This is a genomic window from Candidatus Auribacterota bacterium (genome assembly GCA_026392035.1).
Taxonomy (GTDB): Bacteria; Auribacterota; Tritonobacteria; order UBA1439; family UBA1439; genus JAPLCX01.
The window spans coordinates 1-14,373 of the sequence record JAPLCX010000107.1 but is presented as its reverse complement, the minus strand read 5'-3'; the positions used below and the strand labels follow the sequence as shown (position 1 = coordinate 14,373).

Annotated in this window: 14 protein-coding genes; 8 read left to right on the top strand and 6 right to left on the bottom strand. The window is 56.0% G+C overall.

Annotated elements, in window-relative coordinates; translation table 11 throughout:
* The first annotated feature begins 246 nt into the window (after window positions 1–246).
* The 8 genes from NTX71_11425 to NTX71_11390 all read left to right on the top strand — a co-directional run bounded on the left by NTX71_11425 (window position 247) and on the right by NTX71_11390 (window position 8,621).
* Complete coding sequence (locus NTX71_11425) at window positions 247–675, top strand: hypothetical protein (protein MCX6340508.1); 429 nt, start codon at window positions 247–249, stop codon at window positions 673–675.
* Between the two features lie 31 nt (window positions 676–706).
* Entirely contained in the window at window positions 707–2,233 is a 1,527-nt protein-coding gene (locus NTX71_11420) for a glycerophosphodiester phosphodiesterase family protein (protein MCX6340507.1), read from the top strand.
* A 451-nt stretch (window positions 2,234–2,684) separates the two neighbouring features.
* The gene (locus NTX71_11415) at window positions 2,685–3,014 is read left to right on the top strand and encodes a hypothetical protein (protein MCX6340506.1); all 330 of its coding nucleotides are present in this window, start codon (window positions 2,685–2,687) and stop codon (window positions 3,012–3,014) included.
* A gap of 450 nt (window positions 3,015–3,464) precedes the next feature.
* Window positions 3,465–3,731 carry a hypothetical protein gene (locus NTX71_11410; GenBank protein MCX6340505.1) on the top strand — a complete coding sequence of 89 codons (267 nt, stop codon included), beginning with the start codon at window positions 3,465–3,467 and terminating at the stop codon, window positions 3,729–3,731.
* Window positions 3,732–3,810: 79 nt separating this feature from the next.
* Window positions 3,811–4,221: a nuclear transport factor 2 family protein gene (locus tag NTX71_11405; protein MCX6340504.1), complete on the top strand. Its 411-nt coding sequence runs from the start codon at window positions 3,811–3,813 to the stop codon at window positions 4,219–4,221.
* A 330-nt stretch (window positions 4,222–4,551) separates the two neighbouring features.
* Entirely contained in the window at window positions 4,552–5,901 is a 1,350-nt protein-coding gene (locus NTX71_11400) for a hypothetical protein (protein MCX6340503.1), read from the top strand.
* A gap of 678 nt (window positions 5,902–6,579) precedes the next feature.
* Window positions 6,580–7,197 (top strand): hypothetical protein, encoded by a 618-nt coding sequence (locus NTX71_11395; GenBank protein ID MCX6340502.1) that lies wholly within the window; start codon window positions 6,580–6,582, stop codon window positions 7,195–7,197.
* A 206-nt stretch (window positions 7,198–7,403) separates the two neighbouring features.
* Window positions 7,404–8,621, top strand: a complete 1,218-nt coding sequence (locus tag NTX71_11390) for a CHASE2 domain-containing protein (GenBank protein ID MCX6340501.1) — start codon at window positions 7,404–7,406, stop codon at window positions 8,619–8,621.
* Between the two features lie 64 nt (window positions 8,622–8,685).
* Here NTX71_11390 and NTX71_11385 read toward each other — a convergent pair whose 3' ends face one another.
* The 6 genes from NTX71_11385 to NTX71_11360 all read right to left on the bottom strand — a co-directional run bounded on the left by NTX71_11385 (window position 8,686) and on the right by NTX71_11360 (window position 14,135).
* Complete coding sequence (locus NTX71_11385) at window positions 8,686–10,017, bottom strand: glutamine synthetase family protein (protein MCX6340500.1); 1,332 nt, start codon at window positions 10,015–10,017, stop codon at window positions 8,686–8,688.
* Between the two features lie 211 nt (window positions 10,018–10,228).
* A complete protein-coding gene (locus NTX71_11380; GenBank protein ID MCX6340499.1) occupies window positions 10,229–11,323 on the bottom strand; it encodes a HEAT repeat domain-containing protein in 1,095 nt (364 codons plus the stop codon).
* 4 nt (window positions 11,324–11,327) lie between these two features.
* Entirely contained in the window at window positions 11,328–11,684 is a 357-nt protein-coding gene (locus tag NTX71_11375; protein ID MCX6340498.1) for a 6-carboxytetrahydropterin synthase, read from the bottom strand.
* Window positions 11,685–11,808: 124 nt separating this feature from the next.
* Window positions 11,809–12,921 carry a DUF362 domain-containing protein gene (locus tag NTX71_11370; GenBank protein ID MCX6340497.1) on the bottom strand — a complete coding sequence of 371 codons (1,113 nt, stop codon included), beginning with the start codon at window positions 12,919–12,921 and terminating at the stop codon, window positions 11,809–11,811.
* Between the two features lie 17 nt (window positions 12,922–12,938).
* Entirely contained in the window at window positions 12,939–13,775 is an 837-nt protein-coding gene (locus NTX71_11365; protein ID MCX6340496.1) for a PHP domain-containing protein, read from the bottom strand.
* A 156-nt stretch (window positions 13,776–13,931) separates the two neighbouring features.
* On the bottom strand, window positions 13,932–14,135 hold the full coding sequence (locus NTX71_11360) for a hypothetical protein (protein MCX6340495.1): 204 nt from the start codon (window positions 14,133–14,135) through the stop codon (window positions 13,932–13,934).
* Window positions 14,136–14,373: the final 238 nt, after the last annotated feature.

Genomic DNA, 14,373 nt, shown 5'->3' with positions numbered 1-14,373 from the left:
CTTGGCGGCGTGGAATGAAAAACCGCGCCCTTTCATCTGGACGGCGACAGTGGGCGACATCGTGGCGAAGCTCGCGCGAGCACGCAAGAAACTGGAGACGATCAAGCCGGGATGTACGCAGCCGAGACAGCGAAAAACAAAGCAGACGGCAACTGTATAGTTATTTATGGGACACTACACTAGGTCGTGCGTATGCATTGCTGCACCGCCCGATATTTGGGCCTATATAGTAAGAGCACGTTTCCGATGCTGCTGGGCGACAGCTTCGAGCCAAATCAGGCCTATTACCTATTTGAAGCGAGCGTCGACTGGTACCGCGGTCTGTGCAGAGTGCTCGTTGGAATGCGCAAAAAGTCTCAAGCTCCGCGGGAATTCCATGAGGCCTTATTCAAGAAACTAAGATCCGTAAAAAACCTACCACCAAAGGGATTGGACGGTGCGATCGCGGCCGCATCGGATAATTATCTGGTCTACTGGGAGCATTGGATGGACTCTGACCCGGTCAACAATAAAAAATCAAATGAGCTGGCCAAATTGGTCGAGCAGGTCCTACTGAAGGACTCAATACCGATAAAAGTTCCAGTCCGATCTGACGTGAACTACGAGGGTCTGGAAATCAAAGGTGGCGAGTGTATGAACTTGCGATTCCCGCGGCGGCAGCTATTTCCTTTTTAGAATTCGGCCTTAACACAAAGGGGGAATGAATATGTCGAAACAAAGACTCGTCTGGGCACTGGGTGGTGAAAGCCTCTGCGCCCCCGAGGATACGTTTCCCGCATATTGGGCAGCGCTGGGCGCAGGCGCAGACGGCCTCGTCATCAACGTCCAGTTGACACTCGACCAAGTCCCTGTGTGCTGCCGTCACGAGACTCTGGAAGCCACGTGCGGCGACCCGCGTAAGGTTAACAAGATCACAGCCGAAGAGCTGCGCAAACTCGATGCCGGCGCGCAGTTCCGCTCCAACGAGCTTGATGAAAACAACCAGCCCATCGGCCAGGGCGACGATACGCCTTGGGAGGGACCCAAGCACAAGCAAGTACCGCTCTACCACCCCACGCTGGAGGAGGTACTCCGCGTTTTCGGCCGGCGAACTTGCCTCATTCTGGTGCTCGATGAGCCCAGCTCCGCCAACTCCATCGAGTTCAGCGACTGGGATGTGCTGGGCGACACCGTGGGTCGTCTGCTGTCTCGATTCTCCCTGACCAAGTCGGTCATCGTCACCGGCCACGCCGCAAGCGAGGTGCAGAAGCGCGCCCCCGGCATTCCGCAGGCGTACTGGCACACGACCGGCGTCCTCACCGACCCCGTGCCCCTCATCGAGAAGACAAGGAAGCGCGACTGCTACCTGATCCTAGACGGGCGGTTCTGCGAAGACGGCAAACTACGCCCAACGATCGAGAAGGCCCTTCACCGCGCGGCCCCGGTGCTCATCGCCTCGATATGGCCGTTCACTATCAGTCCTGCCGCACACGAGCGGCTGGCCAAGAAGAAGTGGCTGGCCGGCTATGTGTGCCGCGGCGTACTGCCCACCGCCGAGATGCTGCGGCCCCGGGGTTTGGTGATTGAGGACGACTTCGCCGGCATCCAGGTCACCCGCGATCTGTGGATCATGGGCAGCGCCAAGGCGAACCAGGACGCGCGCATCCATCAGAATGACGGCCTGATAATCCAGATCCGCAAGGGCGGGCAGTACTCCAGCGCCGCCGCGCTGACTAGCTGCCCTATCCACGGCGACTTCGACGCCCAGGTCGATTTCGAGGTTAAAAGCCCTCAGCAGGGCACTACCTTCGAACTCGCCGCCATCCAGATCGACCCCGGCTACCGGAGTATCAACCTCACCTTCGATGTCCACGGCGCACCGCCCTACGCCAGCAGCGAGCGCGACGAAGACAACGGTTTCCGCATCGGCTGGAACAACGGTCCGGCGGTCACAGAGTTCGAAAAGCACACCCCTCAGTCTTCGAACATCTATAACCAGTACAGCCGGGACGTTGGAGACGGCTCGAAGTCCAATCCAACGGGCCGGCTTCGCCTCGTACGTCGTGGTGAGGTATTCAACGCATACTACACCGACAAGCACAATCGCCAGTGGGTGCTTTCCGGCACGGCACTCATCCCCACGCTCGCCAAGGACGTGTTCCTGCGTCTTGCCGCCAAGCACTGGCCCAAAAGCGGAAGAACACCGCCGCCAAACAGGGTCCGTTTTTCTAAGTTCAGAGTGTACCAACATTAGACCGGGGCATTAGCCATTCGGCAAAATAAGTTTGATTAACGGGAGGCCGGTATGAAAAAAACCAAGATAAGGCAAGGGCCGTGGACTCGTATCCGTCCGTTGCAGCGCGACGAAATAGACCCCTATACAAGGGCCGGAATGGTTGTCGGAGAAACCACCTGGGGCGGTTTCCGGACCAACCTCCTAAAAGTCATGGCCTATACACCACGTTTGCTGCAGACCGAGGTCGAATACGCCAACAGCTTCATCTTCGATCCACCGACTTTCCGTGGTGAAGTGCAGGAAGCCGGCTTCAATGATCGCTTCCTTAAGGAATTGGTTATTTCCAGGACCTCTTTGATAAATCGTTCACGATATTCGATCACACACCATGCGCTGATCGGCATGGCGCTGTATAGCGGTGCCCAACGTGAAGAGGAGGGTCACAGGAAATACCTGCATCTTCACGAACATGAAAAGCATCCGGATGTCTACACGGAGCGTACATCTGGTTACCGACGAAGACTTCGCGGAATTGCGGCGTGTGCTCCGCGAGCACAACAGGCAGGACGAGCGGCTGAAGAAGATGTCCGATCAGGAATTAGAGCGTCACGTCGACGTCCAGATTGTCGAGTTGACCTGGCTGATCGGTCAGTTCTGCCTGCTGAACCGCTGGTTCACTGTTCTACAAGTACCTGAAGAAGGCCCCGACGATGAGGACAACTTTGGACCGATTTACGAACAGGTCGTGCCGGAGGACATTCGCAAGCGTAACGAGGATGTTCTTAAAGGTGATTTTTAATTCAGGTTATTAAAGATGGACTGGTAAAAGGTATTTGGGCTGGGCAATGCGACAAAGAAGAAGGCGAAGTCGTACATCAACCCAGTAAATAAAGGAGAGCCCAGATGGAAAAAACAAACATCTCTCAAGGCCCCTGGACGCGAATACGTCCCTTGCAGCGCGACGAAATAGACCCCTATACAAGGGCCGGAATGGCCACTGGAGAGACGATCTGGGGAATCCGCAACAACCTTTGTAAGGTAATGTGCTACACGCCACGCTTGATGCAAACGGAGGTGGAGTACGCAAATTCCTTTATCTTCGATCCGCCGATCTTTCGCGGCGATGTGCAGGAAACCGGCTTCAATGATCGCTTTCTCAAGGAACTGGTCATATCAATGGTTTCTCTCCTGAATCGTTCCCGCTACTCGGTGACGCACACATCTGGTTACCGACGAAGACTTCGCGGAATTGCGGCGTGTGCTCCGCGAGCACAACAGGCAGGACGAGCGGCTGAAGAAGATGTCCGATCAGGAATTAGAGCGTCACGTCGACGTCCAGATTGTCGAGTTGACCTGGCTTATCGGTCACTACTGTCTGTTAAACCGCTGGTTTACTGTCCTGCAAGTACCCGATGAAGGGTCACAAGACGAGGACAACTTTCTCGCCGCCTATCAGGATATGGTCCCTGAGGATATTCGTAAGCGGAACGAGGAGATCCTTGGAGACGGTTTCTAGACGCCGATCTCCACAAACAAAAGGAAATTTTTCGTGGCGACTTCAAGCAACCAAACCCTGCTAACAGAAAGGAGGAACCATGACAAAGCCTAGCGAACAGATACATCCTAATCTACTAATGATGAAGAAGTATGAAGACGCCTGGCTGAGAGGAAACTCCGAGGAGGCTGAGAGCTTCTATGCCGGTGACGTTGTTTTACACCACTTTGGGCGGAATCCGCTTGCGGGCGATTATCGAGGCAAAGCGGAGGTCCACGGCTACATCGAAAAATTGATGGAAGTAACGGACAAAGCTGAAACGTTGGAGACCATTGACGTTTTGGTTGACGACAACTATGCCGTGGGCATCATCAGGGTGAGATTTGAGCGTGCCGGCAAAAAACCCCTCGAGGGTCAGAGGGTCACGGTCTTCAAGCTCGCGGGCGGCAAGATCCATGACATTTGGGTCCGTGATGAGGATCAATATGCGGTAGATGAGTTCTTTTCGTGATCGCGGCGATACTCTTCCTTGGATTGGACTATACCAGTAAATGGAGTGATATATGCTGCATTGTATGGCAAGATGAATCGGGCTCTATGCACGACAAAATTACCGAGCATGAAGCTAAAATTAATTTACCCCTGAGTCAATACAACCACCGACTAATTATATACAGCACAACCATGTACTATTACATTCAAGGTCGACTTTACGGCAAAGCTCGGCAAAGCTATGGCTCAAGCTCCTGAAATCTTGGCGCAGATCTGTCGAACGTATTTTACCCTCATCCTGACTTGTCTCATCCTTTTACTTATCCACCCGGAATCCCAGAAGTATCAATTGATTCTGAATGAGATTGAAAGATTTCAAAAAATAGTGGGAGTCTTTTACCCCGAAATACTCTCCCTGGGAAAATGGTGTAAAGAAGGCAATCCAGGGGCGATTATAGATTATTTCAGTTTCGGGCAAGTTGAAGTGGCCACTTCCGAAGGGGAAGCTCATGAACCCGCGAAACACGTTCGGGCGGCGGAAGACCAGCAACAACGTTCCACAATGCTCTTAGATCAGATCTGGCGCGAGATTTACAGGGAGAAGGCTGAAGAAGTAAGGATGGGACTGAAAAGTATAGATATACTCAAAAAAGGATTTAACGATCGCGGGTTCAAAGATGCTTTTATCGGCAGCCCCTATCCTCGTGCGCTGTTCATACCGCCCATTGCCAACCAAGGAGGAGCGACTGAAAAGTTAATATCACTACAGTGTGGTGAAAATTATGAGCTCAAACTGTCTCGAGGGATTCCATTTGTGACACCGTTGCCTGTTCATTCTGGAGATAACCTTATCGATATCAGAATACTATGGGCTGAGATTACTCAGGATCTTTTCTTGCCGGTTCTCGCGATTTCATCGCAGGCAGAGGGTGAACGTTTCGTAAAACAAATCGAGGATGCTATTCGCACGAGAGTTCCGACATGGAGCATGCCTGAACGTGGTCAGCTATATATGATACAGATTGATTGGGATAGTACGTCCATATTTTTCCCTACAATTGATATTGGCGATCAGACCGCATTATCCTATCCCATCGATAAAGCCCTGATTAAATGGGTCGAGTTTACTAATCCCTACCGTGTACATGCAGAGAGAGAGCTCGGGATTATCATTAAACCTCAGCAATTTAGTGAGGTTTTTCCAAATTGGTATCAATTTTGGATGACAAACCCTATGCTTAATCTTTGGGGGTGCAGGGCCGTAGTGGATAACTTGATCGAAAAAGAGCTGAAAGAAGTCAAGTTATTATATATAGAAGTGCCGAAGAAAATCGCTGTTCTTGTGGGTCCCTTGGTTATTATTGTCCTCCTTTTAACCCTCTCTCTTCACCTTCATAAAGCCTGCTCTATGCTCATTGATGGATCAGTCAGCTCGAAAGCTGTCGCTTTATTTCCATCGATTCTCTTCTACCGAGAACTGAGTGCAAGATGGATCGTAGTTCTCTCCGTATTCTTTCTGCCGCTGACAACAATTGGGTATGTCGCCGTTTTGGCCCTTTATGGCTATATGCCGACCCCCTCAATAGTGTACCGAATGGTATCATATATGATGCCGATCTTCTTTGCAGTGGGAGCTGTCATTTGCATTGATCTGCTCAAAGTGTTGAGAAAAATCCGTAAAATGCTTGTTACTGCATAGGATCTTGAATGCAGTATCAGGCTTGCTTGGTATTACCTGAATTTTGCACCACTTTCCTGATTCTTATCGTTTTACCGCTTCGTTTTCGCTTGTTATGTCATGTAACTTATCTCTTCTCGTCTCGTGCAAAATATTTTTTTGCACGGCGACGGATTGAAAAACCGCCGCACTATGCGGCCTTTTTTCGTCTCCGATCCAAGTACCCCAAGAAGTCGATCAATCCTGCGGCTCGCTGCTCGTGCATCGAGTAGCGCACTTCATCGTGATTGTTATGAAACCGGATATTGGCCGCCACGAAGAGCATCTTCAGTCGCGCAATCCTGGGCGGTAAATGGTTTGAGGCATTTTTAACGTTTCCCCGGGACTGAAGTCCCGGCTACGAGCCCGGTTGTCATTGCGAGGACGCTCCTTCGGCTTCGCTCAGGATAAACTCGCTGATAAGGCGAGGCGGGCGTGGCAATCTCAACTGCCTGCAAATCAACAGATTGCTTCGTCCCGCTAAGCGGGACTCGCAATGACAATTTCTTGCTTTGGCAAATTCAGCCTGCAATTTGAATTTTTTCACGCCTTCTGAGGCATTACAAAAGACTCTTCTCCTGCCGGGAACAATTGTGCTATTGTGATTAGCGTACCCAGCTCAGGGTGCGTGGTTTCATTTCTCAACAAAGGGGGGGATGTGTGAAGAAACAGTACAGGTGCTTGCTTGCCGTACTGCTGGTGCTTGCACTCGGAATGCAGGCGCACGCGCAGGAGGCGAAGGCGTCGCAACAGGCAGGCGCGAAGCCGAGGGCCTGCGTCATTGACATGGACGGCACCATTGCCGACGAGACCGCCCGCAGGGCAAAGGCGGAAGCGGAATGCCCGAAGGAGAAGGACCCCAAGGGATACTACAACATCTATTTCTCTCCCGACTTGATCGCGCAGGACAAACCGATCGAAAAATCGCGCGAGGTGCTGAATCGGGTGAGCGCCCAGGGGGTTGATATCTATTACGTAAGCGCTCGCAGCCAGAAGTGCCTCAAGGCATCAATGAAGTGGATCGAGGACAACAAGTTCCCGAAGGGGAAGTGGGTGTATCACCGGAAGGGGTTTAAGAAATCCATCGAGTATAAGACCGACACGATAAAGGAAATCCGGCGGAAGGCCGATGTCCTCTTCGGCGTGGGCGACAGCGACACGGATGTTGAGGCGTACAACAACTGCGGCATCAAGGCAATCAAGGTTGAGGTGAACTCGGACAAGGACTGGGAGCGGGTCAAGACGGAGATAGAAAAGATCCTCGCCGAGAAGAAGTAGTTCTCAATCGGTATCCTCCCCTTCTGTGGGGGAGTGGATATTACCTGGAGCATGAATAGTTTTTCATCTTCAACCGTTGTCATTCCCGCGCATGCGGGAATCCAGCGTTAGATGCTTCTATGCCGGCCCCCCGCTTCCGCGGGGGTGACATGCATGCTGTAAAACAACAATGCTGCCCTTAATAGCTACTTAACTAACCAACAGCCATGTCCGCTAGTACTATCCCGGGACGCACAAGGATACTCGCCCCTCTCATCCTCTCCGCCCTCGTGCTCGCGCTCTACTGGCGCACTCCCGTGTTCCTCGCCACATGCGAGCAGAATGTTCAGGACCTCCTCCTGAACCTCGCCCCGACCAAGCGCTCTGATTCTTCAACCTGCGTCATCCTCACCGGCGAAAGCAGTTCCCCAAAGACCGCAAAAATGGACGCACAGGGCATTGCAAAGATCATCACCGCGGTAGCACAGGGGAAGCCTCGCGCGATCGGGATATGTGACTGCCCGGCCGACGCGGACGCAGCATTTGAGGCCGCCGTGCGCGGCGCCGGGAAGACCGTCGTCGGTTACAGGCTCGCATGTGATGTGAAAGATTCCCCTCGGGGGAGCCTGGGTGTCGTCGAAAAATCACGGATTCAGTTCAGCACCAATCCCTGGGGGAGACCCCGGCGCTGGATGCCCTCACCCCAGGCGGTCCTTGAGTGCGCGAATGCCCGCGCCGTGGATGCCGCGGCCGGATGCGGATTTTCCAACATTCCCCCCGACGCTGACGGCGTCGCGCGGGGAGTCCCCCTGGTTGCATGGGCAGAACATGCTCCCTATCAGGGGTTCCCCGTCGCTCTGCTCGCCGTCTCTCTCGGGGCGCGCCGCGTCACGCTGAGGCTGAAGGGGGAGGCGGTTGAGGGCATTGATGTGGACGGCCTTCGTGTCAACACTGATTCGGGAGGAAGGCTCATGTTCCGGGAATACGCGGGAGGGATGGTGTGCTCCGCCGCTGCTCTGCTCGAGGGGAAGCTGCCGCCACCTGTCTTCTCCGGGAAGATTGTCCTGATCGGTTCGAGCGGCCGGCGACTTCGCACCCGCACTTCCCCTTCCGTGCCGGAAGCCGTTATCCTGGCGACCGCCGCGGAAAACGCGCTCCGCGATGATTATCTCAGGAGGTCGCGAGGAATGGGACTTCTGGAGATTGCACTGATCATTGGAGCCCCCTTCGCGATAGCTCATCTCGCGGGATGGCGCAAGATGGCTGCGACGCTCGGGGTGCCGGCACTGGTCGCCGTTGGTGCAGTGATTTTACTGATGCTCTTCCGGCAGGAGATGAGGGTGTTCTATCCGGGGATATCCGCGCTTATCTCGTGGATTTTGCCGTCGGGGCGACGGACACGCGCGCGATCGGAGAAACGCCCCTATCCTTCCTCTCCCCTCTGATGGAGAGATGTTCCTTCTGCAAGGACAGATAGTTCGCGATCATCCGCTGCGGAGTTGCCCGGCCTCACATTATTCCCAGGTACTTGTCGAGCTCATACCGGGAGACGTGGACGCGGTAGCGGTCCCACTCGATCTTCTTGTTCTCGATGATCTTGGAGTAGATGTGATCCCCGAGCACCGTGCGCAGGAAGTCGCTCTTCTCAGCCTCGACGATGGCTGCGTAGAGGCTCCCAGGGAGCGTTTCGATCCCGGCCTTTGCGCGCTCGTGCTCGCTGAACTCGAAGATGTCCTCTTCCACCGGGGGGAAAAGGGGATATTTCTTCTCGATTCCCTCGAGCCCCGCGGCGAGCATGACCGCGAAGGCGAGATAGGGATTGCAGGCCGGGTCGGGAGCGCGAAACTCGATCCTGGTCGCCTTCTCCTTCCCGGGCTTGTACATCGGCACGCGGACCATCGTCGATCGGTTGCGCTGGGCCCATGAAATGTACACGGGCGCCTCATAGCCGGGGATGAGCCTCTTATAGGAGTTGATCCACTGGTTCGTGATGACGCAGAACTCCTTTGCGTGACGCAGGATGCCCGCCGTGAACGACTTCGCGACAGATGAGAGGTGGTAAGCGTCGTTTTTGTCAAAAAAGGCGTTCCGGCCATCCCGCGTGCAGAGCGATTGGTGGGTGTGCATGCCGCTCCCGTTCTGGCCCTCTATCGGCTTAGGCATGAACGTCGCGTACACGCCTCTCTTCCGGGCCACATCCTTGACGATCAGGCGATAGGTCATGGCGCTGTCGGCCATCGTGAGGGCTTCGGTATAGCGCAGGTCGATCTCGTGCTGGCTCGGGGCAACTTCGTGGTGGTCGTATTCCACCGCGATGCCCATGTCTTCGAGTATCTGTATCGTCTCGCGGCGGAGGTCCGTGCCGAGGTCGAGGGGAGCCATGTCGAAATAGCCGCCGCTGTCCAGCGGCCGCAGTTCCTTGTCGTCCTGGAAATAAAAATATTCCAGCTCCGGCCCCACCATGTAGGTGTATCCCATGTCGGCGGCGCGCTTCAGCGCGCGCTTGAGCACGTGGCGCGGATCGCCCTCATACGGCTTCCCGGCGGGTTCGAGAATGTCACAGAACATCCTCGCCTCGGCGCCACCGTCCTGCGGCCGCCAAGGCAGGATACAGAAGGTGTTCGGGTCGGGCATGGCGATCATGTCGCTCTCTTCGATGCGGGCAAAGCCCTCGATCGACGAGCCGTCGAACCCCATCCCGCTCTCCATCGCCTCTTCCAGCTCCGAGCGGGTGATGGCGAATCCCTTGAGGCGGCCGAGGACATCGGTGAACCAGAGCCTGATGAACCTGACATTATGATCTTTCACGAGCTTGAGCACGTCCTGTGTGATCTTCGGCATTGCATTCCTCCTGTGGTTGACTCGCCATGAGCGCCGCGAGTACAGAAATATACTAAGAAAGAGGCAGCCTCACAACTTAAAATCTCGCTGTTTTGCCGCTGAAAACACTGAGGGCACTGAAAAACTTGTGTTCATCTGCGCCTATCTGTGTGAATCTGTGTCGCACGTCAACCTCTAGGGTCCGGTTCGTACTTCTTGCATCTCGCGTGGATCATTTGACTGGTGTGGGGGTGGGCATTTGAGCGGCGCACCATTCCTGCCATTTCTGGAGTGCCTCTTCCCTCTCAGCCGCGCCGGCGGTTTTCGAAAATCCGTGGGTGAGGCCGGTGATCTTGCCTAATGCCTCGGCGGCCTCCTCGCGCACCTCCGTCTGCCGGTAGGGTTCGAGGATGGAAAACCCGCTCGGGGACTGGTCGCTCAGGAGTGTGCAGAGAGGCGCGATTGTCGATGGCGCCTTCAGAGCACCCAGCGCGCCCGCTGCCGCCCCCCGCACGTAACAACTCTTGTCCGACGCAGCCGTAATCAGGAGGGGAATCGCGTCTCTGTCACCCCTCTCGCCCAGCGCCGCCGCTGCGGAGCTCCGGACCCATTGATCGGCGTCTCCCATGGCCATTCGTATCTTGGGCAATGCCGACGGATCGCCGATCTTGCCCAGCGCAATGACCGCGTTGTTCCTGATGCCGGCTGACGGCGAATCGAGCGCCCGCAGCAGCGCGGGTACCGCGCTCCGGTCCCTCAGGTTGCCGACAGCCTGGATCGCATGTGCCTTGACCTGCTCACTCGGGTCGAAGAGCAGCCGCTCTATCTGTTCGGTGTGCTCGGTCGCGCGCAGCTCTCCGAGCACGCGTACTGATTCCGCCCTGACCTGTGCGTCGCGGTCGGTCAGCAGGGCCGCGATCTCCCGCGCCGATCCCTTTTCGCCGAGTTTCCCGAGCGCGCTCACCGCCGCCGCCCTCACCGCTCCATCCCGGTCCCTGAGCGCCGGGCTGAGGGACGCACGGCCCGAGGGGCTGCCGATCTCGCCGAGGACGAATGCTGCCTGGCGGCGGCGCTCCGGGGCGGGTGATTTTAACTCAGCGTCGAGATACTGAAGGACCGGCTCTCCCATGTCTCTCAAGAGCTTGGCGGTTGTCCTGCGGGTCTCCATATCGCCCCCGACCACCCGTGCAGTCAGGGCGCTCAGTTTTTTCAGATAGTCCTCCGCCGTTTTGGCTTCTTCCGAAAACCCGCAGCGACAGGTGCCGGGCGCGCAGAGGAGGGCAATGAGCAGGGCATGCCTGATATCCGGGACGGGGTATCGCTTCACCGGGCTACTGGTCTCCTCTGTACGTGACAGAAAATATAGGGGTCTCCCAGAGCCGCAATTCGACAACGCCGAGCGGCGAGAGCTGAGTCCATATCCAGCGGCAGATAAGCTCGGTGGTCGGCATTTCAAAGGAGTCATTGAGGTTGGAGTGGTCCAGTTTGGAAATCACGAGTCTTCTGACCTCCCGCTCAAGCTCAAGGAAATCCCGCACGACCCCGCCCGTTCCCAGGGAGCCGGAGAACGTGGCCTCGATCCTCCAACTGTGTCCATGGAGCTTTTCGCAGATTCCGCCTGATGCCCGTATGCTGTGGGCGGCATCGAATGTTGCAGAGGTGGTGAGCAGGAATCTTTCTTTTTTCATGATGGGGATCGATCTTTCTGTGCGAACGTGGAAAATGAGCGATGCATGTGGCCCACGGGTCTCTTATTCCGGCACATCGGCATGCCTTTGGTTGCCATTTTCCTGAAAACCTTTACCCGGATAGTCAACCCACCTCCACGATTTCATATTTCGTTCTCCCGAGGCCGATCTCCTCCGCGTATTCAAGGAGGAGTTTCCAATCCTTGATTCCGGTGACTGCGGCGATCTTGTCGGTCACGCGCTCCTTCATATCAATCCTGGAATTGGCGAGCGCCTGCCCCGCGTTTACGAGGTCGGCAGAGGCCTGATCAAGAGCCACCGGATCGCACGAGGCGAGGATGCCCTGGTCGGCGACAAACGGGGCATCGTTCCACGGGTAGCAGTCGCATTCGGGGGATATGTGGATCAGGAAATTAATGAAGGCGCATCTTCCCCCCTTGTTCGAGAGCGCCGCTTTGGCATATTCCGCGGTTTTCTCCATGAGCGGCGCCGACGCGGTCTTCCAGTTGATGGGGATTGCCCGGGCCGGACAGACGGCGACACACTCCGCGCAGCCGGTGCAGAGGCCCGCGTCAATGGCGGCTTTCTTGTTGTTTTTCATGCGGATCGCACCTTTGGCGCAGGCGGCGACGCACGTTTCACAGCCGATGCACGCTTCCGACGTGACACTCGGTTTCACGTCGGAATGGAGGACCTGCTTCCCCGCGGGGGTCGCGCATCCCATGGCGATATTCTTCAGCGCTCCGCCGAACCCGTAGAGCTCGTGCCCCTTGAAGTGCGCCAGGGAGATGAGGGCATCGGCGTGGTAGACGCCTCCCGCGATTTTGGCTTTCTCTATCCGCTTCCCGTTGACAGGAACCTCGACACAGTCCTGCCCCGTGAGGCCGTCGGCCACTATGACGGGAGCCCCTGCCGACGCGAGCGAGAAACCGTTCTTGAGCGCGGTGAGCAGATTGTCTATCGCGTTGCGCCGCTGTCCGGAGTAGAGGGTGTTGGTATCGGTGAGAAAAGGCTTGCCTCCCGCCTCGGCTATTTTATCAACCACGCACCTCACGTAGGGAGGCGGCAGGAATGCCACGTTGCCCCACTCTCCCCAGTGCAGCTTAACCGCGACCCTGTCGCCTTTCCGGATGCGGCTCAAGAATCCGGTGCGGTCCACAAGGCGGGCTGTTTTCGCGAGAAGGGAGTTGTCCGCCTTGGCTCTCAGATCAGTGAAAAATACTTTTGACGACGTCATTCCTCCATCCTCTATTCCTATGAGCAGTGGCAGCGCTGCTTCCGCGACATATCCCTGAGGCGGGCGAATTCCTCAGGCGGCGTGGAGGCCATGCCGATTTTATTCCTCGCGGGATCGCCCCAGCCGTGGAAATCGCTCCCCCCGAGTGCGACCAGGCCGAGGCCGCGCGCGATATCGCGATAGCGGGCGACCTGCACGGCAGTGTGATCGGGTGAATAGACCTCAATGCCGATGATTCCCCATGCGGCGAGCTGGGGAATGAGTGCGTCCCCATGCCATAGGCCGGGGTGTGCGAGCGCCGCGAGCCCGCCGGCTGTCTTGATGATGTCAATTGCCTCGACCGGCGTAAGTTTTGATCGAGGGGCATAGGCGGGCTTCCCCGCCCCGATATACCTGTCAAATGCGTCACGGATCGAGGTGGCATATCCGTTCCTGACCAGAGCCTGCGCGATGTGCGGCCGGCCGACGGTGCCGGATTCGGCGAACCCGAGGATCTCCTGGGGGTTCACGGTTATGCCGATCAGGCCGAGCTTGGAGACGATACGGTGCATGCGCCGTATCCTCGCCGCCCTCAGTTCTTCGAGCGCCCGGAGCAACTCGCTATTTTTGTGGTCGAGGAAATAGCCCAGGATGTGATACTCGGCATCGCCATTGTAGGAGTTAATCTCAACGCCGGGGATGAGTTCGAGCTCCTTTTTCGATGCGGCGGCCCGTGCCTCGTCAATCCCGTTCACGGTGTCGTGATCGGCTATCCCGAGAACGGATACCCCGGCGCTCACGGCCATTTTTACAATGTCGGCTGGTGAATAGAGGCCGTCGGAAGCCTTCGTGTGCACGTGCAAGTCGATACTCATCGAGATTCCGGAGCTCTATGGTTTTCTGTGTGAAATTGAAGGGGGGAGAGATCTATTTCAATCAGGTCAGTAATGGAGTGCTGAATAACCGGTTTCGGCTCACAATATTTCGAGGCGAGATTGAAATTCTCTCACACCGTCGCGACCCGCGCCGTGCTACTTCTTGTACACATGGTTGATAATTTCGTCAACCTTTTTTTCGAGGAGGGGAGAGGGCAAGGATTCAAATTCCCATCTCAGGTTCTCCATGATGCGCTCCCGAGCGTATTCCTTGCTGCGATTCAGGTTGTAGAATATCCACGCGCGCTGCTCGATCTCCTCGAGATGCATTTTTTGAAACGCGCTGCTCTTGGTTGCCATGTCTCCCCCCATTGTGATGAACGCATTCTAACCCATTGCCGCACTCCCGTCAATGCTCTAAACGGTTGCCGTGTCCTCCTGATCGCTTTTTTAAATGTTGTAATGGGTCACCCATCAAAGGCGCGGAGTCAATAGACATGATCTGGTCCCTCCCTCGCGCATGCGCGGGTTCAACTGCTTGCTCCGTTCACGCCAGCACTCGTGACTTGCCTGCTGCTCCATCCCGAGCCCGTTTCCT

Coding starts and splice junctions, on each gene's coding strand:
- NTX71_11370 (MCX6340497.1), bottom strand. CDS start 12,921: ATGACGTCGTCAAAAGTATTTTTCACTGATCTGAGAGCCAAGGCGGAC.
- NTX71_11360 (MCX6340495.1), bottom strand. CDS start 14,135: ATGGCAACCAAGAGCAGCGCGTTTCAAAAAATGCATCTCGAGGAGATC.
- NTX71_11420 (MCX6340507.1), top strand. CDS start 707: ATGTCGAAACAAAGACTCGTCTGGGCACTGGGTGGTGAAAGCCTCTGC.
- NTX71_11425 (MCX6340508.1), top strand. CDS start 247: ATGCTGCTGGGCGACAGCTTCGAGCCAAATCAGGCCTATTACCTATTT.
- NTX71_11385 (MCX6340500.1), bottom strand. CDS start 10,017: ATGCCGAAGATCACACAGGACGTGCTCAAGCTCGTGAAAGATCATAAT.
- NTX71_11405 (MCX6340504.1), top strand. CDS start 3,811: ATGACAAAGCCTAGCGAACAGATACATCCTAATCTACTAATGATGAAG.
- NTX71_11415 (MCX6340506.1), top strand. CDS start 2,685: ATGAAAAGCATCCGGATGTCTACACGGAGCGTACATCTGGTTACCGAC.
- NTX71_11375 (MCX6340498.1), bottom strand. CDS start 11,684: ATGAAAAAAGAAAGATTCCTGCTCACCACCTCTGCAACATTCGATGCC.
- NTX71_11365 (MCX6340496.1), bottom strand. CDS start 13,775: ATGAGTATCGACTTGCACGTGCACACGAAGGCTTCCGACGGCCTCTAT.
- NTX71_11390 (MCX6340501.1), top strand. CDS start 7,404: ATGTCCGCTAGTACTATCCCGGGACGCACAAGGATACTCGCCCCTCTC.